Source organism: Castellaniella sp., assembly GCF_041677825.1.
In the GTDB taxonomy this organism is placed as follows: domain Bacteria; phylum Pseudomonadota; class Gammaproteobacteria; order Burkholderiales; family Burkholderiaceae_B; genus Castellaniella.
On record NZ_JBAYPG010000018.1, the window covers coordinates 1 to 25907 of the forward strand.

General features: G+C 62.4%; 29 protein-coding genes and 1 pseudogene. 14 read left to right on the plus strand and 16 right to left on the minus strand.

Features of this window, described 5'->3' with window-relative positions; genetic code table 11:
- Positions 1-51: 51 nt before the first annotated feature.
- Positions 52-1485: an argininosuccinate lyase gene (gene argH / locus WCY17_RS08705; RefSeq protein WP_372701791.1), complete on the minus strand. Its 1434-nt coding sequence runs from the start codon at positions 1483-1485 to the stop codon at positions 52-54.
- An 80-nt stretch (positions 1486-1565) separates the two neighbouring features.
- Between argH and WCY17_RS08710 the strand changes: the two genes are divergently transcribed.
- Complete coding sequence (locus tag WCY17_RS08710) at positions 1566-1904, plus strand: P-II family nitrogen regulator (protein ID WP_372701855.1); 339 nt, start codon at positions 1566-1568, stop codon at positions 1902-1904.
- Here the strand turns inward: WCY17_RS08710 and WCY17_RS08715 are convergent.
- A complete protein-coding gene (locus WCY17_RS08715) occupies positions 1861-2451 on the minus strand; it encodes a chorismate lyase (protein WP_372701792.1) in 591 nt (196 codons plus the stop codon). The genes WCY17_RS08710 and WCY17_RS08715 overlap by 44 nt on opposite strands.
- Before the next feature lie 36 nt (positions 2452-2487).
- On the opposite strand from WCY17_RS08715, the gene WCY17_RS08720 reads away from it, so the two are divergent.
- Positions 2488-3216, plus strand: coding sequence for a pseudouridine synthase (locus WCY17_RS08720; RefSeq protein ID WP_372701793.1), 729 nt, complete (start codon positions 2488-2490; stop codon positions 3214-3216).
- Here the strand turns inward: WCY17_RS08720 and WCY17_RS08725 are convergent.
- Both WCY17_RS08725 and ugpQ read right to left on the minus strand, forming a co-directional pair.
- Entirely contained in the window at positions 3189-4067 is an 879-nt protein-coding gene (locus WCY17_RS08725; RefSeq protein WP_372701794.1) for a 23S rRNA (adenine(2030)-N(6))-methyltransferase RlmJ, read from the minus strand. The two genes, WCY17_RS08720 and WCY17_RS08725, sit on opposite strands and share 28 nt — an antisense overlap.
- A gap of 7 nt (positions 4068-4074) precedes the next feature.
- The gene (ugpQ, locus tag WCY17_RS08730) at positions 4075-4830 is read right to left on the minus strand and encodes a glycerophosphodiester phosphodiesterase (RefSeq protein WP_372701795.1); all 756 of its coding nucleotides are present in this window, start codon (positions 4828-4830) and stop codon (positions 4075-4077) included.
- A 125-nt stretch (positions 4831-4955) separates the two neighbouring features.
- Between ugpQ and WCY17_RS08735 the strand changes: the two genes are divergently transcribed.
- Positions 4956-6914 carry a SurA N-terminal domain-containing protein gene (locus tag WCY17_RS08735; protein WP_372701796.1) on the plus strand — a complete coding sequence of 653 codons (1959 nt, stop codon included), beginning with the start codon at positions 4956-4958 and terminating at the stop codon, positions 6912-6914.
- A gap of 161 nt (positions 6915-7075) precedes the next feature.
- On the opposite strand, the gene WCY17_RS08740 is transcribed toward WCY17_RS08735, so the two are convergent.
- The 6 genes from WCY17_RS08740 to WCY17_RS08765 all read right to left on the minus strand — a co-directional run bounded on the left by WCY17_RS08740 (position 7076) and on the right by WCY17_RS08765 (position 11892).
- Positions 7076-9343: a bifunctional (p)ppGpp synthetase/guanosine-3',5'-bis(diphosphate) 3'-pyrophosphohydrolase gene (locus WCY17_RS08740; protein WP_372701797.1), complete on the minus strand. Its 2268-nt coding sequence runs from the start codon at positions 9341-9343 to the stop codon at positions 7076-7078.
- Positions 9344-9360: 17 nt separating this feature from the next.
- Positions 9361-9564 (minus strand): DNA-directed RNA polymerase subunit omega, encoded by a 204-nt coding sequence (gene rpoZ, locus WCY17_RS08745; RefSeq protein ID WP_372701798.1) that lies wholly within the window; start codon positions 9562-9564, stop codon positions 9361-9363.
- A 12-nt stretch (positions 9565-9576) separates the two neighbouring features.
- Positions 9577-10236 (minus strand): guanylate kinase, encoded by a 660-nt coding sequence (gene gmk, locus WCY17_RS08750; RefSeq protein ID WP_372701799.1) that lies wholly within the window; start codon positions 10234-10236, stop codon positions 9577-9579.
- Complete coding sequence (locus tag WCY17_RS08755; RefSeq protein WP_372701800.1) at positions 10233-10571, minus strand: hypothetical protein; 339 nt, start codon at positions 10569-10571, stop codon at positions 10233-10235. The genes gmk and WCY17_RS08755 overlap by 4 nt, the downstream gene beginning before the upstream one ends.
- 172 nt (positions 10572-10743) lie before the next feature.
- Complete coding sequence (gene xth / locus WCY17_RS08760) at positions 10744-11526, minus strand: exodeoxyribonuclease III (RefSeq protein ID WP_372701801.1); 783 nt, start codon at positions 11524-11526, stop codon at positions 10744-10746.
- 138 nt (positions 11527-11664) lie between these two features.
- Complete coding sequence (locus WCY17_RS08765) at positions 11665-11892, minus strand: helix-turn-helix transcriptional regulator (protein ID WP_372701803.1); 228 nt, start codon at positions 11890-11892, stop codon at positions 11665-11667.
- Positions 11893-12087: 195 nt separating this feature from the next.
- Here WCY17_RS08765 and WCY17_RS08770 point away from each other — a divergent pair.
- Positions 12088-12363 (plus strand): annotated as a pseudogene (locus WCY17_RS08770) (transposase domain-containing protein); the annotation flags it as partial.
- 116 nt (positions 12364-12479) lie between these two features.
- On the opposite strand, the gene WCY17_RS08775 reads toward WCY17_RS08770, so the two are convergent.
- From WCY17_RS08775 to WCY17_RS08795, 5 genes are all read right to left on the minus strand, one after another.
- Positions 12480-13139, minus strand: coding sequence for a hypothetical protein (locus WCY17_RS08775; RefSeq protein WP_372701804.1), 660 nt, complete (start codon positions 13137-13139; stop codon positions 12480-12482).
- Positions 13132-13452, minus strand: coding sequence for a hypothetical protein (locus WCY17_RS08780; protein WP_372701805.1), 321 nt, complete (start codon positions 13450-13452; stop codon positions 13132-13134). The genes WCY17_RS08775 and WCY17_RS08780 overlap by 8 nt, the downstream gene beginning before the upstream one ends.
- 95 nt (positions 13453-13547) lie before the next feature.
- Entirely contained in the window at positions 13548-13850 is a 303-nt protein-coding gene (locus WCY17_RS08785; RefSeq protein WP_372701806.1) for a hypothetical protein, read from the minus strand.
- A 106-nt stretch (positions 13851-13956) separates the two neighbouring features.
- Positions 13957-14094, minus strand: a complete 138-nt coding sequence (locus WCY17_RS08790) for a hypothetical protein (RefSeq protein WP_372701807.1) — start codon at positions 14092-14094, stop codon at positions 13957-13959.
- A gap of 87 nt (positions 14095-14181) precedes the next feature.
- Positions 14182-14916, minus strand: a complete 735-nt coding sequence (locus tag WCY17_RS08795; protein WP_372701808.1) for a GNAT family N-acetyltransferase — start codon at positions 14914-14916, stop codon at positions 14182-14184.
- Between the two features lie 177 nt (positions 14917-15093).
- Between WCY17_RS08795 and WCY17_RS08800 the strand changes: the two genes are divergently transcribed.
- Positions 15094-15570 carry a MaoC family dehydratase gene (locus WCY17_RS08800; protein ID WP_372701809.1) on the plus strand — a complete coding sequence of 159 codons (477 nt, stop codon included), beginning with the start codon at positions 15094-15096 and terminating at the stop codon, positions 15568-15570.
- A gap of 47 nt (positions 15571-15617) precedes the next feature.
- On the opposite strand, the gene WCY17_RS08805 is transcribed toward WCY17_RS08800, so the two are convergent.
- The gene (locus tag WCY17_RS08805; RefSeq protein WP_372701810.1) at positions 15618-16430 is read right to left on the minus strand and encodes a thioesterase family protein; all 813 of its coding nucleotides are present in this window, start codon (positions 16428-16430) and stop codon (positions 15618-15620) included.
- Between the two features lie 175 nt (positions 16431-16605).
- Here WCY17_RS08805 and WCY17_RS08810 point away from each other — a divergent pair, with 175 nt between their 5' ends.
- Genes WCY17_RS08810 through WCY17_RS08850 form a run of 9 tightly spaced genes read left to right on the plus strand, consistent with a single transcriptional unit; the run spans position 16606 to position 25907 of the window.
- Positions 16606-17445 (plus strand): IclR family transcriptional regulator, encoded by an 840-nt coding sequence (locus tag WCY17_RS08810; RefSeq protein WP_372701811.1) that lies wholly within the window; start codon positions 16606-16608, stop codon positions 17443-17445.
- Positions 17446-17462: 17 nt separating this feature from the next.
- Complete coding sequence (locus WCY17_RS08815; protein ID WP_372701812.1) at positions 17463-19535, plus strand: hydantoinase/oxoprolinase family protein; 2073 nt, start codon at positions 17463-17465, stop codon at positions 19533-19535.
- Positions 19532-21079 carry a hydantoinase B/oxoprolinase family protein gene (locus tag WCY17_RS08820; protein ID WP_372701813.1) on the plus strand — a complete coding sequence of 516 codons (1548 nt, stop codon included), beginning with the start codon at positions 19532-19534 and terminating at the stop codon, positions 21077-21079. The genes WCY17_RS08815 and WCY17_RS08820 overlap by 4 nt, the downstream gene beginning before the upstream one ends.
- A 26-nt stretch (positions 21080-21105) precedes the next feature.
- Complete coding sequence (locus WCY17_RS08825) at positions 21106-22254, plus strand: ABC transporter substrate-binding protein (protein WP_372701814.1); 1149 nt, start codon at positions 21106-21108, stop codon at positions 22252-22254.
- A gap of 5 nt (positions 22255-22259) precedes the next feature.
- A complete protein-coding gene (locus tag WCY17_RS08830) occupies positions 22260-22979 on the plus strand; it encodes an ABC transporter ATP-binding protein (protein ID WP_372701815.1) in 720 nt (239 codons plus the stop codon).
- Complete coding sequence (locus WCY17_RS08835; protein WP_372701816.1) at positions 22966-23922, plus strand: branched-chain amino acid ABC transporter permease; 957 nt, start codon at positions 22966-22968, stop codon at positions 23920-23922. Before WCY17_RS08830 ends, WCY17_RS08835 begins: the two co-directional genes overlap by 14 nt.
- The gene (locus WCY17_RS08840) at positions 23919-24686 is read left to right on the plus strand and encodes an ABC transporter ATP-binding protein (protein WP_372701817.1); all 768 of its coding nucleotides are present in this window, start codon (positions 23919-23921) and stop codon (positions 24684-24686) included. Before WCY17_RS08835 ends, WCY17_RS08840 begins: the two co-directional genes overlap by 4 nt.
- A complete protein-coding gene (locus WCY17_RS08845; protein WP_372701818.1) occupies positions 24679-25557 on the plus strand; it encodes a branched-chain amino acid ABC transporter permease in 879 nt (292 codons plus the stop codon). The genes WCY17_RS08840 and WCY17_RS08845 overlap by 8 nt, the downstream gene beginning before the upstream one ends.
- A gap of 14 nt (positions 25558-25571) precedes the next feature.
- A complete protein-coding gene (locus WCY17_RS08850; RefSeq protein WP_372701819.1) occupies positions 25572-25907 on the plus strand; it encodes a cupin domain-containing protein in 336 nt (111 codons plus the stop codon).

Below are 25907 nucleotides of genomic sequence, written 5' to 3' on the forward strand. Positions count from 1 at the left end.
AGGCGGGTCAGGGGCGGGCAGGTCAGGGGCGGGCAGGACGCGGATTCAGCCTCAGCGGCTGCCGCTGGCCTGGCCTTGCAGATGGTCGAGCAGCGCCCGGGCCTGGTGCCGGACCTGCTCCGGTGCGGTTCCGCCCGGGTGGTTGCGGGCCGCGACGGAGCCTTCGAGGGTGAGCACCTCGAAGACATCGGCCTCGATCGAGGGGTGGAAGCCCTGCAGCTCGGCCAGGCTGAGATCGGCCAGATCGCACGCCGCCTGTTCACAGTGGCGTACCGCCAGCGCCACGGTTTCGTGCGCATCGCGAAAGGGCAGGCCGCGCTTGACGAGGTAGTCGGCCAGATCGGTGGCCGTGGCATAGCCTTGCAGTGCGGCCTCGCGCATGGCCGGCGCGTGCACGGTCACGCCGCCCATCATGTCGATGAACAGGGTGAGCGTGTCGCGTACCGTGTCTACGGTGTCGAACAGGCCTTCCTTGTCTTCCTGGTTGTCTTTGTTGTAGGCCAGCGGCTGGCCCTTCATGAGCACCAGCAGAGCCAACAGGTGGCCGTGCACGCGGCCTGTCTTGCCGCGTGCCAGTTCGGGTACGTCCGGGTTCTTCTTCTGCGGCATGATGGAACTGCCGGTGCAGAAGCGGTCGGCCAGCGTGATGAACCCCATGCGCGGGCTCATCCACAGCACCAGTTCTTCGGACAGGCGCGAGACGTGTGTCATGATGAGTGCGGCAGCGGCGCAGAATTCGATGGCGAAATCGCGATCCGAGACGGCATCGAGCGAATTGCGGCAGATCTCGTCGAAACCCAGGCGGCGCGCCACCCGTTCGCGGTCGATGGCAAACGTGGTGCCTGCCAGCGCGGCGGCCCCCAGGGGCAGCCGGTTGGTGCGCCTGCGGCAATCGGCCAGCCGCTCGGCATCGCGGCCGAACATTTCGGCGTAGGCGAGCAAATGGTGCCCAAATGTAACGGGTTGTGCCACTTGCAGATGGGTGAAGCCGGGCAGGATGGTGTCCGCGTGCTGCAGGGCCAGGTGGGCCAGACTGCGCTGCAATTGCTGCAGGAGATCGATCTGCACATCGATCTCATCGCGCAGCCACAGGCGGATGTCGGTCGCCACCTGATCATTGCGCGAGCGCCCCGTGTGCAGGCGTTTGCCCGCATCGCCTATGAGCTCGACCAGGCGTTTTTCGATGTTCAGGTGCACGTCTTCGAGATCCAGGGACCAGGCAAACTGGCCCGCGGCGATCTCTTGCCGGATCTGCGCCATGCCGCCTTCGATGGCCGCCAGGTCGGCCGCGCTGATGATGCCGCAGGCGGCCAGCATGTCGGCGTGGGCCAGTGAGCCGCGGATGTCGGCGCTGGCCAGGCGCTGGTCGAAGCCGACCGAGGCCGTGTAGCGTTTGACGAGTTCGGAGACGGGTTCGGAAAAACGCGCCGACCAGGCGTGCGCCTTGTTCTCGAACTGATTGTGGGCAGAATCGGTATTGGGCATAGTGGGCGCATTATAAATGAGCAAGCTGCGTTATATTGTCAGCTTTCCGGACAGTGGCCCATTGTATGACCCCCGACGACATCCAGCAGATCACCGCCATCATCAAGCCCTTCAAGCTCGACGAGGTGCGCGAGGCCTTGTCAGAGATCGGCATCAGCGGCGTCACCGTCACCGAGGTCAAGGGTTTCGGGCGCCAGAAGGGGCACACCGAACTCTACCGGGGGGCCGAATACGTGGTGGATTTCCTGCCCAAGATCCGTATCGACGTGGTCGTGCCCGGCGATCGGGTCGATGGCGTCATCGATGCCATTTTGCGGGCTGCGCGCACCGGGCGCATCGGTGATGGCAAGATCTTTGTCAGCCCGGTGGCGCAGGTCATCCGCATCCGTACGGGGGAAAGCGGCCTCGCAGCCCTGTAGCGGCCGATTCACTGGCCAGGGGCCAGAAGCCGGGCAGAAAGTATTCGGCCACCAGCAGGGGCTGGCCCTGGCGCAAGAAAATCGAATGCCGCGCCTGTACGACATCCTGCGCGCGAGTGGCGATCCAGGGATCACCGGCCTGCCGGGCCTGCAGTTGCCCGAAGCGAAAACGGCTGCGCGTGATGCGTGCATCCCCATACAGGATATCGGCCAGCGGGTGAGAGCCCAGGCCGCGCATGGCCTTCCAGGCCCCCTGGCTGGCCAGGCGCGGGGTGAAACTGCAGGCCTGCACGGCAGGCCGGCCGCCTATGCTCATCAGGATCTCGCGCCACCAGACCGCAGTGCCCACCGGCACTCCGGCTTCATGGGCCCAGCACGCCGGCAGGGCCAGCATGGCCTCGCGCTGTACCCGCAGGGTCAGGTGGCCGAGGCGCCGCAGGCCCGCGGTGAGCGCCCCGGGTTGCTGCAACCAGGCCCGCTGCAGCGGGCCCAGGCCAGGGCGAGGCGCGGCGTGCCAGGCGCGCGGGCAGGCGACAACGGGTTTCATCGGATCGACTTCATCGGGTGGAATACAATGCGCGTCATGACGGACCGGGTACGAATCTCAAAATTGATGGCGCAGCGCGGGTTGTGTTCGCGCCGCGAGGCCGATGCCTATATCGAGCGCGGCTGGGTGCGCGTCGATGGCGCCATCGTACGCGAACTGGGCAGCAAGGCGTTGCCCGATGCGCAGATCGTGCTCGAGCGCCAGGCGGCCCGCCGCCAGGAAGAAAAAGTCACCATCATCCTCAACAAGCCGGTGGGCTACGTATCCCATCGTACCGAAAAAGGGCATCGGCCCGCCGTGGACCTCATTCGCCCCGAGAACCAGCAGCGCGGCCGTGGGCCTGCGTTCGATGCGGCGCATCTGCGCGGCCTCGCGCCGGCGGGGCGCCTGGACATCGATTCGCAGGGGCTGCTGGTCCTGACCCAGGATGGCCGCCTGGCGCGCCAGCTGATCGGCGAGGATTCGACCATCGAAAAAGAATACCTGGTGCGCGTGCAGGGCAATCTGTCGGATCGGGGCCTGGCCCTGCTCAATCACGGTCTGACGCTGGATGGCCGGGCCCTGCGCCCGGCGCGTGTGCGCTGGCAGAATCAGGATCAATTGCATTTCATATTGCGCGAGGGGCGCAAGCGCCAGATCCGCCGCATGTGCGAACTGGTCGGGCTGCGCGTGCTGGGCCTCAAGCGGGTGCGCATGGGGCGTGTGGCGCTGGGCGACCTGGCTTTGGGGCACTGGCGCTACTTGCGCCCCGGCGAGCGCTTCTGAGGGGCCGCGCTGCTGCGCAGCGTATGGCCCGCACGGGCATCCTGGCCCAGCACCCTGGCCAGCCAGGGCAATGCCGTGCGCAGTTCAGCATGCAGTGTGTAAGGTGGGTTGATGACGAACACGCCGCTGCTATGCAGGCCCAGGCCATCGGCCGAGGGTTTGCGTACCTGCAGCGTGGCGTGCAGCCACTCGACTGGCAGGCGTTCGAGTGCGCGCGCCATTTCGGTGGCTTGCACCCGCTGTACCAACGGATACCAGACCATGTAGCAGCCCTGGGCAAAGCGCTGCAGACCGGCCCGTATCGCGGCCAATACCTGGCGGTAGTCGCGCTTGTCTTCGTAGGATGGGTCGATCAGGATGAGCCCGCGCCGTGGGGCCGGCGGCAACAGGGCGGCCAGGCCTGCAAAACCATCGACATGATGAATCCCCACGCGGCGCGGATCGGCGCCAAGGCGTTCGAGCGATTGATGCAGCACCGTGATTTCGGTGGGGTGCAACTCGAACAGATGCAGCTGGTCGTGGCTGCGCAGGGCGTGCACCGCAAGGGCGGGCGAGCCCGGATACAGCGGCCCATCCCGTGCGTCTGAAAAGGCCTGCAGCGCCGTCAGGTAACGCTGTACCAGCACCGGCGGGTCGGGCTGCCCGGGCAGGCGCGCCACGCCGGTGCCGGCTTCGCCGCTCTGGCGCGCCCAATCGCCCTGGAGCGCGTACAGGCCGGCTCCTGCGTGGGTGTCCACCACCCAGAAGGGTTTGTCCTTGCGCTTCAGATATTCGAGGATCTGCACCAGGATGGCATGTTTGAGAACGTCGCCGTGATTGCCGGCATGGAACGCATGGCGATAGCTGAACATGCAGATCTCAACCCAGAGGCGTGCGCAAGGCGTGCAGCGCATCGGTGAATACGGCCTGGCAGCCCCAGGACAGCACTTCGCTGGCTCGTGCGGCGTCGTTGATCGTCCAGACCGCTACGGTGGCGCCGGCCGCAAGAATCCTGCGCAGGGTCGCGGCATCGGCATGCTCGTCGGACAGGTTCAGGCCGATGGCCCCCACGCGATGCACACGCGTGCGCCAGTCGGCCGGCACCGGGCCGTCGATGAGCAGCGCCCTGGGCAGTTCGGGGGCGGCCTCGCGGGCCGCCATCAGCGCGGTTTCGGAGAATGACGACAGCAGGGGCGGCAGCCCGGCGCCGGCCCACCACTGGCGGGCGGCCGCGGCCACCACCTGCCCGGTGCGTGCATCGAACCCGGTTTCGGGCTTGATTTCGATATTGCAGTGCAAGCCCTGCGCAAGGGCATAGCGCGCGACGGCATAGAGCGCAGGAGCGGGTTCACCGGCGAATTCAGGCGAATGCCAGCTGCCGAAATCCATCTGGCCGAGGTCGGCCCACGTCAGCGTGCTGGCCAGGCCGCGGCCGTTCGAGGTGCGCGCGACGTCGTCATCGTGCAGCAGGAACGGGATGCCGTCGACGCTCAGTTTGACGTCGAACTCGACCATGCGGAACCCTGACGCGGCACCAGCGCGCACCGCGGCCAGCGTGTTCTCGGGGGCCAGGGTGCCCCCGCCGCGATGGGCGATGCGGTCGGGCCAGGGCCAGGCCGGGTGGGGCGCTGTCATCTTCGAAGGACTGTAATGGGATGTCATCGGTCTGATTTTATGATTTTTGCAATGCGGATGTTAAACTTCGGATCATTTTCCACATGCGGCCCTGGGGCCGTGAGTCTCCAGCAGGTGAGCCGTTCATGTTCGATTTCATCCGCACGCATCAGCGCCTGATGCAGCTGATCCTTCTGGTGCTGGTCGTGCCCTCGTTCGTGTTCCTGGGGGTCAGTGGCTATTCGTTCGTCACGGCCGATGCGGCGCTGGCCGTGGTAGAGCATGCTGAGGTCAAGCGCGAAGCATTCACCGAAGCGCAGCGCAACCAGTTGCAGCAGATGCAGGAAAGCACCCAGGGCCGGTTCGATCCGGCCATGCTCGACAATCCGCAGGCCCGTCAGGCGCTGCTCGACCAGCTGGTCGATCGTCAGGTGCAGATTGCGGTGGCCTCGAAAAATCACTTCAGCGTGTCGGACGCCACCCTGCGCAAGGCGATTGCCGCTATGCCGCAACTGCAGGTCAACGGGCAATTTTCTCCCGATCGCTACAACGAAATCCTGGCCAGTTACGGCTTGTCGCCGCGCGATTTCGAGGCCGGGCAGCGCGCCGAGCTGTCGCTGGACACGGTGTTGGGGCCGGTGCGCGATACCGCGCATCTTCCCGTGCCCGTCCTGGATCGCATCAAGCGCGCACTGACCGAGCAGCGCACCATTCGCCTGCGCTTTTTCCAGGCGGCCGAGCATCGCGAGCAGGTTCAGGTGTCCGAGGCCGACGTACAGGCCTGGTATGACGGCCACCAGGATACCCTGCGCCTGCCCGAGCAGGTCTCGGCCGACTATCTGGTGCTGGATGAGGCGGCCGCCAAGGCTGCCGTACCCGCGGTGGACGAGTCGCAACTGAAGGAATATTACGAACAGAACAAGGCGCGCTATGTCGTGCCGGCACGGGCCGACGTCAGCCACATCCTGGTCAAGCCATCCCCGGGTGACGCCGGGCAGGCCGATCAGGCCGCGCTCGACAAGGCCGAAGACCTCGCCCGTCGTGCGCGCGCGACGCCAGCCGAATTTGCCGAGCTCGCGCGTGCGGAGTCGCAGGATGCCGGTTCGGCCCGTGACGGCGGCCATCTGGGCTGGATGCAGCGTGGCTCGCTGCCGCCGGCGCTCGAAGAGGCGGTGTTCGCCCTCGCGCCGGGCCAGGTGTCCGATCCGGTCAAGGGGCCTGATGGCTATCACATATTCAAGCTCGACGGGCTCGAACCCGAACACGGCGAATCCTTCGATCAGGTGCGCGGCAAGATCGAAGACGAAGTACGCCAGCAACTGGCGGCCGAGCGGTTTGCCGACATGGCCACGCGCCTGACAGGTCTGGTCTACGACCAGCCCGCCAGCCTCGAGCCCGCGGCCAAAGAACTGGGCCTGTCCGTTCGCCATGCCAGTGCCATCGGCCGTGATCGCTTGCTGACAGGCGCAGAGTCGCATGTGTCCGATGCCGCGGCCGACGGCCAGGATGCCGCCATTCTGGGCGACGTGCGGGTGCGTCAGGCGCTCTTCAGCCCGTCGGTCTATGCCGACCGGCAGAATTCCGGGGTCATCGAAATTTCACCGGACACCATGGCCGTCGTGCGGGTGGCCGATGTCGTGCCGGCCCACGTGCCCACGCTCGACCTCGTGCAGGCGCAGATCCGTGCACGGCTGGTCGATGAGCGCGCGCTCGAAGCGGCTCGCGAACAGGGCGAGCAGGTTCTTGCCGGTCTGGAAAAGGGCGCGGAGGCCAGTGATTTCCAGGCACCGGTGACGCTGAGCAGGCTCGATCCGGGCGGCGTGTCCAAAACCATCCTGGATGAAGCCTTTTCCCTGCCGGATCATGATCTGCCCGGCTATGGCGGCGCCACGCTGTCGCAGGCCTATGTCATCGTCCAGCTCGACCAGGTTCAGCCTGGCACGCAGGATCAGGCCGCTCTGGCCGGCCTGGATGCGCAGCTGGCGCAGGTCTGGGGGGGCCTCGAAGAGCAGGCCGTGCTCACGCGCCTGCGCGAGCAGCTGGGCGTGCAGATCACCGACGAGGGTCGCAAGGTGGTCGCGGAGGGTGTGGGCGGGCAGCAGTAAGCCAGCCGCCCCGCATGCAGGTCAGCGGCGCCCGTGCCGGCAGTGGCCGTGTTCCGTGATGCTCGTGGCCAGCGGTGCCCGTGGCCGCGCATCCATGCGCCCGGTGCGGGGCTGTTGCCTTCATCGGGCCCGCAGATACTGCGGTTCGATACCGGGTGGCGTCAACCCTTGGCGCGGGTGATCTTCTGTACCTGGGGCACGTGCCGTATCGCGCGTATCACCTGAGCCAGGTGCTTGCGGCTGTCGACCTGTACCGTCAGGTGCAGCAGGGCGGTGGCCGCGGCCTCGTCGGGCATGGTGAGCTGCATGATGTTCGAGTCGGCATCCGTGACCGCTGCAGCCAGGCGGCCCAGCACCCCGCGCTCGTTGATGACCATCAGGTCCAGGCGGGTGGTCAGGTGACGTGCGGTGTTGGTGTCCCAGATCACCGGGATCCAGCGCTCGGGCTCCTTGGCCTGCTGGCGCTTGGCCACCGGGCAGTCTGCCATGTGCACCACCAGCCCGTGCCCCAGGCGGATCCCGCCGATGATCGCATCGCCGGGCAAGGGGCCGCAGCAATGGGCCAGTTGCACGGCCTGACCCTCGTTGCCGTGGATCACGATGGGTGCGCTGGTGGCGGACGTGTATTCGTCCACCGCCATGGCCGTGGTTTCGAGCATCGGGTTTTCGGGTGCGAAGCGCCGCGCCACGACTGCCGCCAGACGTTTGCCCAGGCCGATGTCGGCCAGGATCTCGGTGCGCGAAGCGCCGCCGGAGCCCTTGGACAGGCGTTCCCATTGGGGGTCATCATCGGCTGGATAGGGAATGGCGAGCTGGTCGAAGGCCTGGTTGAGCAGGCGGCGCCCAAAGGCCACGGACTCTTCATAGCGCTCGGTGCGCAGATAGTGCCGGATCTCGGAGCGCGCCCGACCGGTGCGCACGTAATTGAGCCACTGGGCACTGGGCCGCGAAGCGGCCGACGTGATGATCTCGACGGCATCGCCGCTGTGCAGTTCGGTGCGCAGGGGTGAAAAATCGCCGTTGATCTTGCAGGCCACCGCGTGGTTGCCCACATCGGTGTGGATGGCGTAGGCAAAATCGACCGGTGTGGCGCCCCGCGGCAATGACAGAATCTTGCCCTGGGGCGTGAAGACGTACACCGCATCGGGAAACAGATCGATCTTGACGTGTTCGAGGAATTCGCCCGAATCCCCCGTCTGGCCCTGGATGTCGAGCAGCGATTGCAGCCACTGGTGGGTGCGTTTCTGCAGATCGTTGAGCGAGGTGCCCTGCTCTTTGTACAGCCAGTGCGATGCCACGCCTTCTTCGGCCACGTGATCCATTTCGCGTGTGCGGAACTGGAATTCGACCGGCGTGCCATAGGGGCCGATCAGGGTGGTGTGCAGCGACTGGTAGCCATTGATCTTGGGGATCGCGATGTAGTCCTTGAATTTTCCCGGTACGGGGCGGTACAGCTGGTGCAGGGTGCCCAGGGCCAGATAGCACTCGGGCAAGGTGTGCACCACCACCCGGAAACCATAGATGTCCAGCACGTCGGAAAACGACTTCTTCTGCTGGACCATTTTCTTGTAGATGCCGTAGAGTGATTTCTCGCGCCCCGAGACTTCGGCATCGAGGCCTGCGGCCGGCAGGGCGGTGCGCACGGCATCGGCAATCTTGCCGATGACCTCGCGCCGGTTGCCGCGTGCAGCCATCATGGCCTTGTACAGGACATCGTAGCGGTTGGGGTACATGGCCTTGAAGCAGCGGTCTTCAAGCTCTCGAAAGAGGCTGTTCAGGCCCAGGCGGTGGGCGATGGGGGTGTAGATATCGAGGGTTTCGCGCGCGATCCGGCGGCGCTTGTCGGCCGCCACGGCATCGAGCGTGCGCATGTTGTGCAGCCGGTCGGCGAGCTTGATGAGGATGACGCGCACGTCGCGCGACATGGCCAGCAGCATCTTGCGAAAGGATTCGGCTTGCTGTTCGGCCTTGGTGGCGTATTCGAGACGCTCGAGCTTGGTGAGCCCGTCGACGATCTCGGCCACTTCGGTGCCGAAGCGTTCGGCGATTTCGGTCTTGCTGACGCCCTGGTCTTCGATGACATCGTGCAGCAGCGCAGCCATGAGCGCATCGGCATCGAGTTTCCAGCCCGCGCAGATTTCGGTGACGGCAATGGGATGCGAGATGTAGGGCTCGCCGCTGGCACGAAACTGGCCCAGGTGGGCGCTGTCGGCGAAACGGTAGGCCTCGCGGATGCGCTGGATTTCGTTGGGGCCCAGATACGTGGAGATGATCCTGTTCAGGTCTGCCAGTGAGGCGATGGGCGTGATGGGGGTATCGACATCGGGCAGCATGGGGGCGCCGCGCGGCTTGCGCTTGCGCAGGCGCGGGCCCTTGCGCAAGACCGCGAGCAGCCCGGACGAGGCACCACGCAGGGTGGAGAATGCCATCCGCCGCCCTCCGGCCCTTATGTGGGTACCTTGCGCAGCATCTCGATGCCGACCAGCCCCTGGGATATTTCGCGCAGCGCGGTGACCGTGGGCTTGTTGTGCGTCTGGATGCGGGCTTCGTGCCCCTGGGCCAGCTCACGGGCACGATAGGTGGCGACCAATGTGAGATCGAAGCGGTTGGGCACCTGCTCGAGGCAGTCTTCTACGGTGATGCGGGCCATGAGTATCCTTTCTTAAAGCGTGCTTGGAGAGGGGGTTGCGACGGGTTTGCGGATGCCCAGCTGAGAGAAGAGTTCGGCATGCCGCGCGGCCTGATTGGCGTAGCGCAGGCGGGTGGCTGCCACGATGTGCCGAATTTCTTGTGTGGCCAGGTTAAAGTCTTGATTAATAATAACATATTCGCAGTCAGAGGCATGTGCCATTTCGCCCCCGGCGGCCAGCAGCCGGCGTGCAATGACCTGCGGGGCATCCTGGCCGCGTTTCTTCAGGCGGGCCTCGAGGGCCTCGATCGAGGGTGGCAGGATGAAGATGCCGATGGCCTGCGGATAGTGCCCGCGAACCTGGCGCGCGCCCTGCCAGTCGATTTCAAGAATGATGTCGGTGCCGGTGCGCACGGCGTCTTCGACCCGGTCGCGTGGCGTGCCGTAGTAGTGATCATGGACTTCTGCCCACTCGAGCATGTCGCCGCGATCGCGCATGGCGCGGAATTCTTCGTCGGAGACGAAACGGTAGTGCTGTTTGTCGCGCTCGCCCGGGCGCGGAATGCGCGTCGTGCACGAGATGGACAGTGTGATCCCCGGGTCGTCGGCCAGCAGGGCGTTGACCAGGCTGGACTTGCCGGCCCCGCTGGGGGCCACCACCATGAAAATATTGCCGGCGGAAGGTGTTGTCATTGCGGTCGGGGTGAAACAGGCGTGTCTTGCCCCAGTTCGACCAAAGCAGACTGGTAGGCCGCCAAGCTGGTGCACAGCAGGACGATGGCATCACCCGGGTTGAGGTTGAAGAGCACGTCGCCGATCTGGGTGGCCATGTCGTCGCCCGTGTGCAGGGCGGCCACATGCACGTCACCTGCACTCTGGAATTGTTCGGCAGGGACGAGCGCCGCCACCTGCTCGACATCGGCCGGACGCTGGGCGACGTACGCACGGAACACGTGCCCCTCGAGGTGGATGTCGAGTACCTGGGCATCGTGGGCCAGGCACCGGATCAGTTGGCTGTCTAGCGGCATGCAAAGGGGTTCATACGCGGAAACCCTCATTATACGCAGGCCGGTGCGTGGCGCGCAGGCCGATCGGTGTGCATGTCGGGGCGCAGGCGGCCGGTTGGTGCGCAGGCCGGTCGGTGCGCGGCAGTCGCGCTGGGTGGACGGGCCGCGCGGTCTTGACCCGGTGGATGGGGGGCTAACGCGAGAATGTGGCGATGACCGGTGCGTGATCGGAGGGCTTGGGCCAGCCGCGCGGTTCCTTGTCGATCACGCAGGCCGTGCATTGCCGGGCCAGGTCGGGGCTGGCCAGCACATGATCGATGCGTACCCCATGGTTGCGCCTGAATCCGCCCTGGCGATAATCCCACCAGCTGAAGACCCCGGGCGGCTGGTCGAACAGACGGAAGGTGTCGGCCAGCCCCAGGTCGATCAGGCCGGCAAAGGCTTCGCGTTCGGGCCCGGACACCAGGATGCCGTCTTTCCAGGCTTCGGGGTCATGCACGTCTTCATCGGCCGGGGCCACGTTGTAATCGCCCAGAATGGCGAGTTCGGGATGGCGCTGCAGTTCATCCTGCAGCCACTGGCGCAGGGTATCGTACCAGGCGAGCTTGTAGTCGTATTTGTCGCTGCCCACCGCCTGGCCGTTGGGGCAATAGGCGCTGATGACGCGCAGCGGCTGGTCGCCGGCTTCGGGCAGGGTGGCGGCGATGATGCGCTGCTGGGGATCATCGTGACCGGGCATGTTGCGCTGCACATCGATGAGCGGGCTGCGGCTGAGTATGGCGACGCCGTTGTAGGTCTTCTGCCCCGCCCAGCAGGCGTGGTAGCCGGCATCGCGCAGCGCCTGTTCCGGGAAGCGTTCATCGGGCAGCTTGAGCTCCTGCAGGCAGAGCACATCCACCGGGTTGGCAGCGAGCCATTCGAGGACGTGACCCAGGCGTACATTGAGGGAATTGACGTTCCAGGTGGCGAGTTTCATTCGATTTTAAATTCCGTTAATAATCAAATAATTATCACGTCACTGCACATTGAATTTTCGGCCTAGCTACCCACCTGGCTACCCAATTTGGGCCTGGTGGGCGTCTTTTCTTTGTGTTGCGTGAATACGACCATGGTATCAGCAGGGCATCTTGTTCCGCTCGATCATGGCGTGCACGCTGGTGGCCGTGATGCCGCTGGATCGCTTGCCGATCTTGACCAATTCAAGTTCGCCGTTATGGACCAGCCGATAGATCGTGGAGCGTGAGACTCCCAGCTTTGCCTCTGCCACGTTGATGCGGTAGAGCAGCGCCCGTGTTGACGGGGGGTGAGGAGGATGAGTGGTGAAGGTGCTTGCTACTGTCATAAGTCGATCCTCTTCGGTTGGGAAGCGGGTCGGCTCAACCCGATGGGGTGATTGGATAGCGGCTTGCATGCTGTTCTCCTGGCCGATGTGACTATCGGCCCGAAAATAGCATAAGGATTATGCCGCCAACTTCTCTACCCAACTCTCGGTGATATGCGGCCTTACGGGAGCAAGGCGGCATAATCCGGGAGGCGGCATAATATTACCGAGAATGCGATTCGGCCCTTTGTGGTCGGCAGGAAGGCCTGGATGTTCTCGAATACGCCTGCTGGAGCACACGCCAGTGCCTTGGCATACTCGCTCATCGAGACGGCCAAGGCCAATGGGCGCGAGCCGTATGCCTGGCTGCTGTATGTACTTGAGCGCCTGCCCTCGGCGCGTGATGTCGATGAGATCGAAGCGCTGCTGCCCTGGAACGTGCCCAGCGAAGACCTGGTCATGAATCTGGTCGCCCGGGAAGAGGCTGCCTGACAAACCAGGGCCAGCCTCGGCCCCAGCTGACTTGAGTATCACCCCTGCGACAGCCGCACCCTGACGGTGTGCGTGACCATCCATAACCCGCCCAAAAAAACATCGTTCATACGCCCTCAGAAAGTATCTGATGCATGATCGCTTAGTGGGTCACCACTGACAACCATGGGGTCAATGGACTGCTTACCAGGAATCGGGCGGAAGTAGCCTTTGATGCAGTTCAAGTTGCGGACCGCTACCTGCACATGAGTACGCCGGTGAAACCCGGCACCAGGGTACAGTTCGGCATCTTCTCTGAAAGGCGCTCGTATGGAGTCGTAGGCTGGCAGGTCATTGTCTTCACGATACTTGTGGACCGCCATGATGACCTGGCAGTCGAGTTCTCGTTTGAGCTTGTCAGGGCCACCGGCATTGACGGGCAGTTGAATGCCCAGTTCCTTGTAACTCTTGGCCATGAGGCTGTACGCTTCTGCAACTTCTGTGAGTCCCGAGCGGGTAGTGAGATCCAGGCAGAGTTTCAAGTCCAGAATAGCGCCTACCGCGTCTGGTTCTTTAATCTTGGATTTTGGGTTGCCATCGGCAGCCCATTCGTAGGCCCGCAGCGGGTCGTTTTCCCAGAAATAGATGCCGTGCCCAAGCCACTCCAGCTTGCCTGTGCTTTGTGTGAGGTGCCTGGACGGATCAGCCAGCAGAACGTTGACCGTGCTGCTTTCTGTGCCGTGAAATCCTAGGACGAACGAGGGCTGGGATTTGTACAGATGCCAGGAGTTACTCACGGATCAGGTTCTTCCTCTTGCCATCAGCCGTAAGAACGCCAAGTTCCGTCAGGAACTTGCGCGCTGCTGCTGGGGAAGCAGAAACCTTTTTTCCGTAGGCGCGCATGTCTTTCACCAGTGCGTCACCCTCCAGCACCTTGGTCTGGCCAGCGACTGGTTCAGACGAGCGACGGATACGATAAAGAGTGCTGGTTGTGGTGCGTGGCATGGTCACCTCTGGCGTGTTCGGTAGACAGGCAAGAGCCTTGCTGTATCTTAACATTCCTGGCTCTGCTGCGTCGTTTTCGCAGACGGTTTGGGGGATTGTTGTCATGGGTCCGTCCATGGGTTGGGGAAGTGTCGTACTGGAGGCTTTCATAGAGATTTCCAGGGGTGTGCGGGAATTCGCAGAGAATTCCAACTTTGAGCTCAGGATCTGAGTCCTGCGACTTTTCTGAACTGGATGATATTGCTGATCGTGGGCTTGGATGTCTGGGGGGATGACGTTCCCGTCTCGCAGGCAATCAGAAAATCCGCCCACATGGCCAGCGCCTGCCGCCGCTCGGGGATTTCTTCGCGAACATCGAGCGCCTCAAACCAGGCGGCGACGGCAGGCACGATGGGGACCAAGAAGCCTTTTCTTGTCTTGACCGTTTCGTCAGGAATCCGCCAGACGCCGCGATCCAGAAACAGGTTCTCTTTTTTGGCGCTTGCCAGTTCGATGCCACGCACACAGGTGGCGATCAGGATAGGGCGGGTGCTTTGATGGTGACGGCCTCGCTGGAATCCTCCGCGACATAGGACCAGATTTCCGACAGATCAGCTTCTGCGTTGTCGGTCAGGAAGAGCGTGCGGCCAATAGCTTTCTCCCTCGCTCGGCAATGCGCTGCACATTGAATTCATGGACGCGGCCAGCCGCGACATCTGCGAGCCCCTTGTCGATATCCTGTTTGAGCGTCGCCAGTTCATCCAGCATCAGTTGATGGTACAACTGCAGTTTGCTGAGACGAGCGTATCCACGATGTCGGTGGAAGTGATCGAGGAAACCAATCACAAAACGACTCTAGTCGCTTTTGCGGCTCGGATCTTCTTGCACGATGAAATCGGCAAGCCGCCGGATCTGTCTGCTCTGCCCATCAAAATTGCTGGTGTCGAGCCATTGGCGATAGGCGGACCGCAATACAGGATACTCGCTATCAATGATCGAATACCACGAGGTATCACGATTTCGCTGCCGGGTGACGATAGCCTGACGAAAAATCCCTTCAAACTTGAAACCGTAGTGCAGCGCAGCAGCCCGTGAAACCGAATGCAGCGCATCGCACTTCCACTCGAAGCGGCGGTAGCCAAGTTCTTCAAAAACGTAGCTCATCAGCAGCGACATGGTTTCTGTTGCGAGACGGGTACGCTTCATGCGCGGAGAGTAGGTGACGTTGCCCACTTCAATCACTCCGTTTGAGGCATCGATACGCATGAGGGCGAGGGTGCCGACCGCCTTGCCACTAGCCAAGTCGATCACTGCGTGATGCATCGGGTCGGCCTGCTTGGCGATCGAGGTCAGATAGCTTCGATAGGACCCGAGAGAGTCGAACGGCCCCACAAAGAGATAAGTCCAGTCGCGCGCGTCAGGGGCATCTTGATAGGCCTCGTAGAGGTCGGCTGCATGGCGCTCAACGTCAATACGTTCGATCCTGCAATAGCGACCCACAAGCGGTCGGGCATCGGGCAACTGTGCCCCCCGCCAGCCCGGCAAGGCTGCACCGATGGGTTGCTGGAATTCATTCAATCTGACTGTCACGTGGTTCACCTGGCTCTGGGTTGGTTAAAACACAGGCATCACCCGTGGCATCCACTGGCGGGTTGATGCCGGCCTGTCTCAAGCGCTCTGTGCGGGGGGTCAGTTGTAATCATCCGCTATCGTGAATAACATGGGCGCTCTCGTTCAACAAAATGACTACGGAGAAACAAGGTGGGCATGAATGCAGATGAACTACCCATGGTGGGTATGGGTATTCCGTTCGAAGAATGGACTATAGGCCGAAAGTTCAGAACGGTGGGCCGGACAGTCACTGAGGCGGACATCACGAATTTCGTCTGTGTGACCGGTATGTTGGAAGTGTTGTTCACCAACGTCGATTACCGTGAAAAAGAGTCGCTGATCAAGGGTCGGCTCGCGCCTGGCGCCCTGGTCTACAGTTTTGCGGAAGGTCTGCTCATGCAGTCTGTCATGCAGCATACGGGTCTGGCATTTCTGGGCATGGAATTGAAAGTCCACAAGCCTGTCTTCGCGGGCGACACCATTCATGTGCAGTGTGAAGTCACCGAAGCCAGGCCCACATCCAAGCCTGGCCGAGGGATCGTCACCGCACTCAACAACGTCGTCAACCAGCACGGCGAGGCCGTTCTGGCCTATACCGCCACGCGGATGGTGAAGCGGTTTGATGGCGGCTAGAAAATTTGAATCGGCGCATCATGGCACCCAGGGCGCCCCGCTCACGCTCAGCGCAGCCGCAGGGTCAGGCTCTGTGCCACGGTGCCCACCGGGCCGTGCGCATCGCTCAGCACGGCGAAGGTCTCGCCCAGGCCCGTAGGGCCGAAATTCACGTGCGTGTCGAAACCGACCCAGCCAGGGGTGGGTTGACGTATGAAATGCACGGTCAGATCCACGTTGGCGAAGAAGGCCTGGTCTGAATGCAGGCGAGCCGATATGCCGTTGACCGTATCCACCAGTTTCGTGAAACCCGCCACGGGTGGATCGATCTCATCGGCCACCAGCGGCACCTCTGTTCGCAGCCAGGTCTGCCCGCGCCCAGGGCGATTGCCCGTGCTCTGATGAGCCTCCAGTGTGGCCATGAAGCCGCCTGTCCAGATGTCACCGAGCCGGACCGTAGGCATGGTCTCCCGCGGAGGCAGGGTATTCCATTCGAGCGCCTGGATGGACGTGGTGTCGCTGGTTTCCAGGCGCCAGATGCGGGCCTGGATGCTGGTCTGGTGACCGTGGCACATGCGGGCCTCGATCAGTTCGATCGTGCGGCCGGGGCGCACGACATCGACCTCGATGGTGAACGGGCCTGAGTGGATCACCCCCAGCACATCGAACGTGACCCGTGAGATCAACTTGTCGCCCGGCAGGCGCCGCTCGGCCTCGGCCAGAACCAGCCCGGCCGCTGGCGCCAGATGTTGTTCCCCAGGCTGCCAGGAGCCCTGCGCGTGCAGGGTGGAGATGAACCGGTCAGTGTCCTGGCGTACGTAGTAGGCATGCGGACAGGCCGTACCGTCGTGGCCCAGATGAAGATTCTTGGAGAGCGCCATGGCAGATGTGAAACCTATGAAACCCAATCTTGACTTGCCGGCAGTTTAACCGTTTGCCGGCTGTGCTTCGTTGGCGGTACCCGGGCCTGGGGGGATACCCCTACTTGACGTCATGAGCGTGGCATTTGATAATTATAAAACACTGTTTCAAATAATGAAACACAAGGATTCCAGAATGACTACATCCCAGTCAGAAGTCGGCCCATCGTCTCCTTCCAGGTCCATTGGTACCGGGGGCCGTGTCAAAGGGCAAACCCCAGGGGTACCCTCCACCGTCGATCTGGCCCTGCAGGTGCTCGAATACCTTGTCGAGTCCAGGGCACCGGTGGCGCTCACCGACCTTGCAAAAACATTTGGCACCTCAAAAGCAACGGTATACCGGCACCTGCAGGCACTTGTGAAACATGGTTTCGCCCGCCAGGATGAAGTGACCAGCCGCTATGAAGCAGGCATCAAGTTGCTGCTGCTGGGCGAGGCACTGCGCGAGCGGTATTCGATTCTGTCGTGCGCAAGAGCACAAATGTCCAGCTTGCGCGAGGCCACGGGTCAGGCCATTTCCCTCTCGGCGCTGATCAATGACGAGGTCGTCATTCTGGAACTGCTGCAAGGAAGAACCGTGGTCGAATTCGGGATCCGCCCAGGCACCCGGATGGATCTGCATGCCACGGCACATGGCAAGACAGCGCTCGCATTCGGCCCTGCGCACCTGCTGGACGATCTGCTGGCCAGCCCCCTCAAGAAATGGACATCAGAGACGGTGACCAGCGCATCCCTGCTGAAGATCGCCATCAAGGCCGTGCAGAAGCAGGGCTGGGCCACGGCAGCCGATGGCATCGTCTGGGGGGTCAATGGCCTGGCCGCGCCTGTTTTCGACCACCGCAACCAATACGCTGGCGCGATCGCCATCATCGGCTCGGTACACGACATTCCCGATCATCCATCCAAAGAATTGATCGAACTGGTCATTGGCGCAGCAGGCCAGATTTCCCGTTCGCTTGGCTACACAAAGACATAAGTACAAGGAGGTGCAGTTTGTCTCATTCATTGGCAATAGACATTGGTGGCACGTTCACCGACATCGTGCTGCGCAGTTCAGACGGCCAGCTTACGGTCGACAAGACGCTGACGACGCCAGATGACCTCCTGCGGGGGTTCTTTGCGGGCGTGGATTCCGTGCTCCACAAGGCGGGGCTCACGCCCCGCGACGTCAATGGCGTGATCGTGCATGCCACGACGGTGGTCACGAATGCCCTGATCGAACGCAAGGGGCTGAAAACGGCATTGCTGGTCACCAAGGGGTTTCGCGACGTACTCGCCATCCGCAATGAGCATCGTTACGACATGTACGATCCGCAGATCGAGTTTCAACCCCCGCTGGTGCCTCGCGACCTGACCTTCGGCATCGATGAACGCACCCTGGCCGACGGTACCCTGCTGAAACAGCCTGAATTGTCCGATGTGCAGCCGTACATCGACGAATTGCGTCGCCAGAAAGTCAAGGCGGTGGCAATCTGTTTCCTGAACAGCTATGTCAATCCGGCCAATGAGCGGCTGGTGGGCGACATGCTGCGTGCGGCGATGCCAGACCTGTACATATCGCTGTCGTCCGAGATCGCGCCGCAGATCCGTGAATATCCGCGTGCATCCACGACGGCCATCAATGCATTCACGATGCCGGTGTCCCAGCCGTACCTGCGCGCACTGACCCGGCGGCTGAGACAGGAGGCCTATCCGAACGCGCCGCTCATCATGCTTTCGTCAGGCGGGGTGATCGGTATCGAGGTGGCCGAGCATCATCCCGTGCGGATGATCGAAAGCGGGCCGGCGGCCGGTGCCCTGGCTGCAAGTCATTATGCCGAAGTGCTGGGCCTCGAGCGCCTGATGTCATTCGACATGGGCGGCACAACGGCCAAGGCCTGTCTGATCGAACAGTTCAAGCCGCTGATCACCGGCCTCTTCGAGGTAGACCGACGCTACCGGTTCAAGGAAGGCAGCGGCATGCCGGTGACCATTCCGTCGATCGACATGATAGAGATAGGCGCCGGTGGTGGCAGTCTCGCGTCCGTGGATCATCTGGGTTTGCTGAAGGTCGGGCCCCGCAGTGCAGGTGCCATGCCCGGTCCGGCCTGTTATGGGCGCGGCGGCGACGGGGCCACGGTCACTGACGCGGACCTTTATCTGGGCCTGCTGGATGCCGACAACTTTCTGGGGGGCGCGATGCAGCTCGACCGGCAGGCCAACAGGCGTGTCATCGAGGCACTGGGTACGCAGCTCGGTACCGACCCACACACCGCAGCCCGGGGCATCTACCGGATCGTGGCCGAGGCGATGGCCGGTGCAACGCGAGCGCATGCGACCGACCGGGGGATCGACTATCGTGGCCTGTCGCTGTTCGCCTTTGGTGGGGCAGGGCCCGTCCACGCGTGTGAAGTGGGCGCCTTGCTGCAGAGCGAATCGGTGATTTTTCCGCCGCAGGCCAGCGTGCTGTCGGCATTCGGGACGCTGGTCACGCCGGTGCGTCTCGATCTGGTGCGGGGTGACCTGGGCCGGCTGGATCTCAGCGACTGGTCCAGGGTCGGGCAATTGTTCGATGACATGGCCCGGGAGGCGGACACTGCATTGTCAGCAGCGGGCTGCCGGGCCGAAGATGTCACGCTGATCTTCGGGGCGGATCTGCGCTACCTGGGGCAGCAGAACGAAGTGAGCATCACGCTGCCGGGCGACCCCAGGCAGACGCATGATGTCGGGGTCATTGAAAGCATCTTCAACGAGGCCTATGAGGCGCAGTACGGCTTCAACCCATCCCATGTTCCGCTCGAGATCGTCAGCTGGCGCCTGACCGCTCGCGGGCCGCTGATTCCGTTTCATGGGGCCATCGAACTGCCTGCAGGCGAAGGCGCCCCCAAGGGCGAGCGCGTGGTCCACCTGTGGCAAAGCGACCAGAGGGTTTCGGTGTATCGCCGCAGTGAACTGGCGGCTGGTCAGTGCATCATGGGGCCCGCCATCATCGAGGAACGGGAAACCACCATCGTCATCCCACCGCATTGGCGGGCCAGGGTCAATGACATCGGGTGCATCGTCGCGCAACAGGAGGATCAGTCGTGAATGGCATTGAACTGGAAATTTTGTGGTCCAACCTGGTCAGCATCGTCAGCGAGCAAGCCAAGGCCTTGCAGCGCATCGCGTTCAGCCCCATCGTCCGTGAAGCCGGGGATCTGGCGAGCGCTCTGTTCGATGCACGCGGGCGCATGGTGGCCCAGGCCAATACGGGCACGCCGGGGCACATCAATTCCCTGGCAGCCGCCGGGGGCCATTTGCACAGGGCATTCGAAGGCCAGCTGGTTGAAGGCGATGTGATCATCACCAATGATCCATGGCTGTCGGCAGGGCATTTTTTCGACATCACCCTGCTGTCGCCGATTTTCAATGAAGGCCGGCTGATCGGTTATATCGGGTCCACCATTCATCACACGGACATCGGCGGCTACGGGATCGGGGCGGGCGCACGCGATGTCCATGAGGAAGGCCTGTGGATTCCGCCGCTGAAGTTTCATGAGGCGGGCGTACCGAACCAGACCCTGCATCACATGATCCGCTCGAATGTTCGTACCCCGGATCACGTCTTTGGCGATCTGGCTGCCCAGGTCTCGAGCGGGCAGGCTGGGGGGCGGCAGTTGCTGGCCATGTGCAGGCGCTATGGCCTGGAGGATATCGAAACGTTGTCCGACGAGATCATCGGGCGCTCGGAATCGGCCACCCGCGATGCGATCCGCAAGCTGCCCGCAGGCACCTACCACGGAGAGGCCCGCTTCGACGTGCCGGGTGGCGAGATCATCACGCTCAAGACGGCCCTGACGGTGGATGCTGTGGCGGGCGAAATCAGGATCGACTTCACCGGCAGTTCGGGGGCCAGCGCGGCCGGGATCAATGTGGTCATGAACTACACCCATGCCTACTCTACCTTCGCCATCAGAAGCTGCCTGAATCCGGAATTGCCCAACAATCATGGCAGTCTGGCGCCCATCATCGTGTCGGCCCCCAAGGGCAGCATCGTCAATTGCGAATACCCTGTGCCGGTCAACGCCCGGCATGTGGTGGGCATGTATGTCCCCATGCCGATCCTGAAAGCGTTGCACCAGATTCTTCCCGATCGTGTACTGGCCGAAGGGGCCGGGGCCGTGTGGACCATTCAGGTCCAGGGGCGGCAGGCCGATGGCCGTGCCTTTACCTCGTCCATGTTCAATTATTCAGGGGGCATGGGGGCGCGCAAGACCAAGCCAGGCCTCAGTGCAACCTGCTACCCCACGGGCGTCGGTGCGGTGCCCATCGAGATTCTGGAGGCGGCCATGCCCATCGTGTTCGACTGCAAGGAACTTCGTCCGGGCTCGGGCGGTGCGGGTCTGCAGCCGGGCGGGGATGGCCAGATCATCGCTTTCCACATGAATACCAGCAAGCCCTGGCTGTTGAATGCGGTACCGAGCCGGTTGCAGCAGGGCCCGGATGGCCTCGATGGTGGCGACCCTGGCGCAGCGGGTGAATTCAGGATCAATGACATTCCAGTGGCCGAAGCGCGCAAGATCACCATGCAGGCAGGTGACCGTGTCGTCCTGAAAACCCCCGGAGGTGGTGGGTACGGCAAGGCAGTTTGAAATCCATGAACAGAACGGAGACAACCATGGAACGAAAAATGTATGAAAACATTCGAAACGTGTTCACAGGCATTGCCTTTTGTGGCCTGCTCATGGGTGCTGCCCATGCGGAGCCCTACAAGATCGGCATTTCTGCCGGGCTGACCGGCTATGCCGCTACCGTGGACCGGGCCTGGACCGATGGCGTGAAACTTGCTGCCGAGGCGGTGAACCAGAGCGGTGGCATCAATGGCCGCCAAATCGAGGTCATCGTCGAAGACAATCGATCGGAACCCCAGGAGGCGGTCATCGTCTACCGCAAGATGATCACCAGCGACAAGGTCGATGCCTTTCTGTCCGGTTGCGTATCGGCCGGGAACTTCGCCGCCGCGGGCGCCGTCGTCAGGGCGCAGATTCCCATGATGCTGTGCTCGATCCTGCCCACCAAGCCCAATGAACTGAAATGGGCATTCAGTACGTTGCCTCTGGCCGGGTTCGAGGTCGAGAAGCGGCTCGAATACATCAAGGATGCGACGGATATCCGCAAGGTCGGCATTCTGCACGATCCATCCCCCTATGCGAATCTGCAGAAGAACGTGGCCCTCGAGGCGGCCGAAAAATATGGTCTGGAGATCGTCGGTGTCGAGCAGTACAAGACCGATGACCCGGATCTGTCGGTTCAGATCAGCAAGATGAATGCTGCCGGGGCCGGAGCCATACTGAAGATCGGTCTGGGCGGTACCACCCTGACCGCGGCAAAGAACATCAAGCAGTTGGGTCTGAAGACCCTGTTGCTCACCAGCCTGGAAGATCTGGCCGTGTTCAAGCCTGTGGCCGAGGTGCTGGGTGATCAGTTCTTCTTCGTGGCGTCGCCCTCGCAGGTTGCCGAAGCCTTGCCCGATGGCGCGCTGAAGGACAGCATCGAGAATTTCCTGGCGCCGTGGCGTGAAAAATATGGTGATCGCGATCCGAACTGGTCGGGGCGTGGATGGGATGCGGTGTTCGTGACCAAGGCGGCCATTGAAAAGGCGGGCTCTTTCGAAGGCCCCGAAGTGCGCGACGCGATCGAGGGCGTTACCGGATTCCAGGGCACTTCGGGCGTTTACAATTTTTCTGAAACGGCTCACCAGGGTATCACCGAGAACCCATTCTATCTGGCAACCATTGCCGACGGTCAGGTCAAGATCGTCAAATGAATGCCATGGCGGATGCCCTGATCGAAATCAAGGGCCTCACGGCCCGTTACGGGCAGGTCGAAGCGCTGCATGCAACGGACCTGCACGTGCGCAGGGGTGAGCTGGTCGCCGTGCTGGGGCCCAACGGCGCAGGCAAATCCACGCTGCTGCGCCGGGTGATGGGTCTCGTGCAGGGGGCTGGCTCAGTGCATTTCGAGGGCACCCCGCTGCCGGTCAATGACCCGCGTGGCTGTACGAAGCGGGGCATCGTGATGGTGCCCGAGGGGCGGGGGATATTCGGGCCCATGACCGTGCTCGACAATCTCGATCTGGGCGCCTACCTGATCGGCCATGACAGGGCCGAATTGAAGCGGCGTCTGGAACAGGTGTTCGAGCTGTTCCCGCGGTTGAAGGAGCGCCAGACTCAGCAGGCGGGCTCCCTGTCTGGTGGCGAGCAGCAAATGCTGGCCATCGGGCGTGGCCTGATGGCCGCGCCCAAGCTGCTGCTTCTGGATGAGCCGTCACTGGGGCTGGCACCACGTCTGGCCGATGAAATACTGACCACCCTGGGGCATCTGAATCGGTCGGGCCTGAGTGTGCTGCTGGTCGAGCAGAAAGCACCCATGGCACTGAAACTGGCCTCGCGGGCCTATCTGATGGCAGTCGGGCAAGTGGTTGCGGAAGTGACGCCCGACCAGATCGGTTCTGCGAATGATCTAGCGAGGTATTATCTTGCGTCAACCTGATACAGCCAATGGCGGTGCCATGCGCTATCTGCCGGCTGCGCTGGGCCTTGTCATCCTTGCGCTGTCTCCCATGTTCGGTGACTATCTGGTGACCGTGCTGGGTTTCGCGGCAATCTATGCGATATTTGTCATTGGCCTGAATTTCTTCATGGGATATGCCGGCCAGGTCTCTTTCGGCCAGAACGCGTTTGCTGCCATTGGTGGCTATACCTCTGCCATACTGACGGCCAATTACGACTGGGGCCTGTTGCCGGCTTTTGCCGTCGGGGTCGTGGGCGCCGGGATGGCGGCGTTTGTGGTCGGTTACCCGGCCTTGCGCCTGCGTGGGCATTACCTGGCAATGGCCACACTGGCCCTGGGGCTGATCGTCTACGAAATTGCGGTTGAATGGGATTCCATGACGCAGGGCTACATGGGGATTTCCGGCATTCCACCGCTGGCGCTTGGGGGGTGGGAGATTCTCGATCCCCATTGGCAGCTCTATTTCCTGTCGGCGATCGTGGTGCTGGCCCTGTTTGCGGCCAACCGCCTGAAAAAATCACGTTTCGGCAATGCGTTGCTGGCGATTTCCGGTAGTGAAAGTGCGGCGCAGGCACTGGGGGTCGATATCGCGTACTACAAACTGGCTGCTTTTGTCATCGCTGCAATTTATGCCGCGGTGGCGGGCTCCCTGATGGTTCATTTCGTCGGTTTTGTCAGTCCCGAAGTGTTCGGGCTGAACATGGTCATCGCAGGGTTCATGATGCTCTACGTCGGCGGCATAGGATCGACGCTCGGGCCCATTCTGGGGGCCTGCATCATCAGCCTGCTGCCGGAGATATTTCGTGGATTCAAGGATTACCAGGATCTTGCCTTTGGCGCTGCGCTGATCCTGATCCTGATCTTTGCGCCCAAGGGCGTGGCGTCGTTTGGCCGTTTTTTTGCAAGAGGTAGACGCAATTGAAACTACTTGAACTGGCTGGCGTCACCAAGCAGTTCGGTGGCCTGACTGCGGTCGATGATGTCGGTTTTTCCATCGAGGCCGGTACCATCAGTGCCATCATCGGGCCAAACGGGGCCGGCAAGACGACCCTCTTCAACATGATTTCGGGATTTCTCGCACCGACCAGAGGGACGGTGTCCTTCGATGGTCAGGATGTGACGGGCATGCGGGCGGTCGATATCGCGGCGCGTGGCCTGATCCGGACATTCCAGCTCGTGCAGCTGTTCCCGGACCTGACCGCTTTCGAGAATGTGCGCATCGGTGCACATCTGCAAAGCACGGGGGATATCTGGGCGGCGTTGTGGCGCGGACGGCGGGTGCGTGAACAGACCCGGATGGTCGACCGCATGGCCATGGAACTGCTCGACTTCGTCGGGCTCGAGGACAGGGCCGGCATCGGGGCCACCGAACTGACTTATGGTCAGCAGCGCCTTCTGGAAATCGCGCGCGCCCTGGCTGCCAGGCCCCGACTGCTGCTGCTCGACGAGCCGGCGGCCGGGTTGAACCAGGAAGAAACCGGCAATCTTGCGCTGATCGTGAGGCAGATCGTGGCGCAGGGCGTCACAGTGCTGATCATCGAGCATGACATGCGCCTCATCATGGACATTGCCAGCAAGATCATCGTGCTCGATTTTGGCAAGAAACTGGCTGAAGGCGGACCCGAGCAGGTGCAGAATGATCCGCGCGTCCTGGAGGCCTATCTGGGTGGAGTCGACTATGCCTGATCTGACATTCATCCTGCAGGCACTGGCTTCGGGTATTGGTATCGGCTGTGTCTATGGCCTCATCGGCATTGGCTTCTGCGTCATCTACAACGCCAGCGGCATCGTCAACTTTGCCCAGGGCGCGTTTGTGATGCTGGGTGGCATGATGACCTATGCCTTTTCCGTTCTGGGCGGATTCTCCCTGCTCACGGCCGCCGTGCTTGCGATTGCCCTGGTCAGTGCCCTGGGCGTCCTGATCGAACGCATCGTCGTGCGCCCCCTGTGGCATCGAAACAGCGCCCCTTTCGTCATGATTCTGGCGACGCTGGCCGTGCAGATCGTCCTCGAACGAGCAACCTTGCTGTCGGCGGGTGACCAGCCCAAGTCGCTGCCGAATTTCATTGATTTGCCGCCGCTGATGATGGGGGGCGTGGCAATCAATTATCAATTGCTGTTCATCGCGGTGGCCTCGATCCTGCTGGTGGCTGCCCTGGCTGCTTTCTTTACCCGTACCCGCGTGGGCCGTGCCATGCGCGCGTGTGCGATCAACCGCGAAGCGGCTGCGTTGCAGGGCATCCCCGTGGCCCGGATGCTGGGTTATGCCTTCGCGCTGTCTGCCGGCCTGGGGGCCATCGCGGGCGTGCTCATCACCCCGACCCAGTTCACGGCCTTCGATGTCGGGGTCCCGTTTGCCATCAGCGGATTCATTGCAGCCATCATCGGGGGGTTCGGCAATCCTGCCGGCGCCTTCGTGGGCGGCATCATTCTGGGCCTGGCGCAGTCCATGGCCATCGTGGTCTTTGGCTCTGGTTTCAAGAACATTGCGGCGTTGTCGATCCTGCTGGCATTCATTTCCGTCAGACCCATGGGATTGTTCGGCAAGGCTGAGTGAACACAGGAGGTTTCATGAAAGCACATCAGGTTGATTGGGATTCGATCCCCTGGACGCCGGTTCGCGACGGGGTCGAGCGCAAATCATTTTCCGGCGAAGGCGCCACACTGGCCCTGCATCGTCTGGCGCCCGGGCACGAGCCCAAGCCGCACGCACACCCCCATGAACAGATCGCCTATATATTGGCAGGCAGGATCCGCTTTCATATCGCAGACGAATCGATCTTGATGGGGCCTGGCCAGCTGGTGGTCATTCCGCCCAATACCCGGCACTGGGGGGTGGTCGTGGGTGAAGAGCCCGTGTTGAATCTGGACATCTTCACGCCGAAACGCCCCGAGTATGGCGGCTGA

Bases quoted from the DNA above. Each gene is read 5' to 3' on its own strand.
- WCY17_RS08790 (WP_372701807.1), bottom strand. From the start codon at position 14,094: ATGCTGGATGAACTGGCGACGCTCAAACAGGATATCGACAAGGGGCTC.
- WCY17_RS08755 (WP_372701800.1), bottom strand. From the start codon at position 10,571: ATGCCGCTAGACAGCCAACTGATCCGGTGCCTGGCCCACGATGCCCAG.
- WCY17_RS08800 (WP_372701809.1), top strand. From the start codon at position 15,094: ATGAATGCAGATGAACTACCCATGGTGGGTATGGGTATTCCGTTCGAA.
- WCY17_RS08810 (WP_372701811.1), top strand. From the start codon at position 16,606: ATGACTACATCCCAGTCAGAAGTCGGCCCATCGTCTCCTTCCAGGTCC.
- WCY17_RS08735 (WP_372701796.1), top strand. From the start codon at position 4,956: ATGTTCGATTTCATCCGCACGCATCAGCGCCTGATGCAGCTGATCCTT.
- WCY17_RS08765 (WP_372701803.1), bottom strand. From the start codon at position 11,892: ATGACAGTAGCAAGCACCTTCACCACTCATCCTCCTCACCCCCCGTCA.
- xth (WP_372701801.1), bottom strand. From the start codon at position 11,526: ATGAAACTCGCCACCTGGAACGTCAATTCCCTCAATGTACGCCTGGGT.
- WCY17_RS08850 (WP_372701819.1), top strand. From the start codon at position 25,572: ATGAAAGCACATCAGGTTGATTGGGATTCGATCCCCTGGACGCCGGTT.
- WCY17_RS08825 (WP_372701814.1), top strand. From the start codon at position 21,106: ATGGAACGAAAAATGTATGAAAACATTCGAAACGTGTTCACAGGCATT.
- WCY17_RS08830 (WP_372701815.1), top strand. From the start codon at position 22,260: ATGGCGGATGCCCTGATCGAAATCAAGGGCCTCACGGCCCGTTACGGG.
- WCY17_RS08780 (WP_372701805.1), bottom strand. From the start codon at position 13,452: ATGACAACAATCCCCCAAACCGTCTGCGAAAACGACGCAGCAGAGCCA.
- argH (WP_372701791.1), bottom strand. From the start codon at position 1,485: ATGCCCAATACCGATTCTGCCCACAATCAGTTCGAGAACAAGGCGCAC.
- WCY17_RS08715 (WP_372701792.1), bottom strand. From the start codon at position 2,451: ATGAAACCCGTTGTCGCCTGCCCGCGCGCCTGGCACGCCGCGCCTCGC.
- ugpQ (WP_372701795.1), bottom strand. From the start codon at position 4,830: ATGACAGCGCCCCACCCGGCCTGGCCCTGGCCCGACCGCATCGCCCAT.
- gmk (WP_372701799.1), bottom strand. From the start codon at position 10,236: ATGACAACACCTTCCGCCGGCAATATTTTCATGGTGGTGGCCCCCAGC.
- WCY17_RS08720 (WP_372701793.1), top strand. From the start codon at position 2,488: ATGACGGACCGGGTACGAATCTCAAAATTGATGGCGCAGCGCGGGTTG.
- rpoZ (WP_372701798.1), bottom strand. From the start codon at position 9,564: ATGGCCCGCATCACCGTAGAAGACTGCCTCGAGCAGGTGCCCAACCGC.
- WCY17_RS08725 (WP_372701794.1), bottom strand. From the start codon at position 4,067: ATGTTCAGCTATCGCCATGCGTTCCATGCCGGCAATCACGGCGACGTT.
- WCY17_RS08740 (WP_372701797.1), bottom strand. From the start codon at position 9,343: ATGGCATTCTCCACCCTGCGTGGTGCCTCGTCCGGGCTGCTCGCGGTC.
- WCY17_RS08845 (WP_372701818.1), top strand. From the start codon at position 24,679: ATGCCTGATCTGACATTCATCCTGCAGGCACTGGCTTCGGGTATTGGT.
- WCY17_RS08805 (WP_372701810.1), bottom strand. From the start codon at position 16,430: ATGGCGCTCTCCAAGAATCTTCATCTGGGCCACGACGGTACGGCCTGT.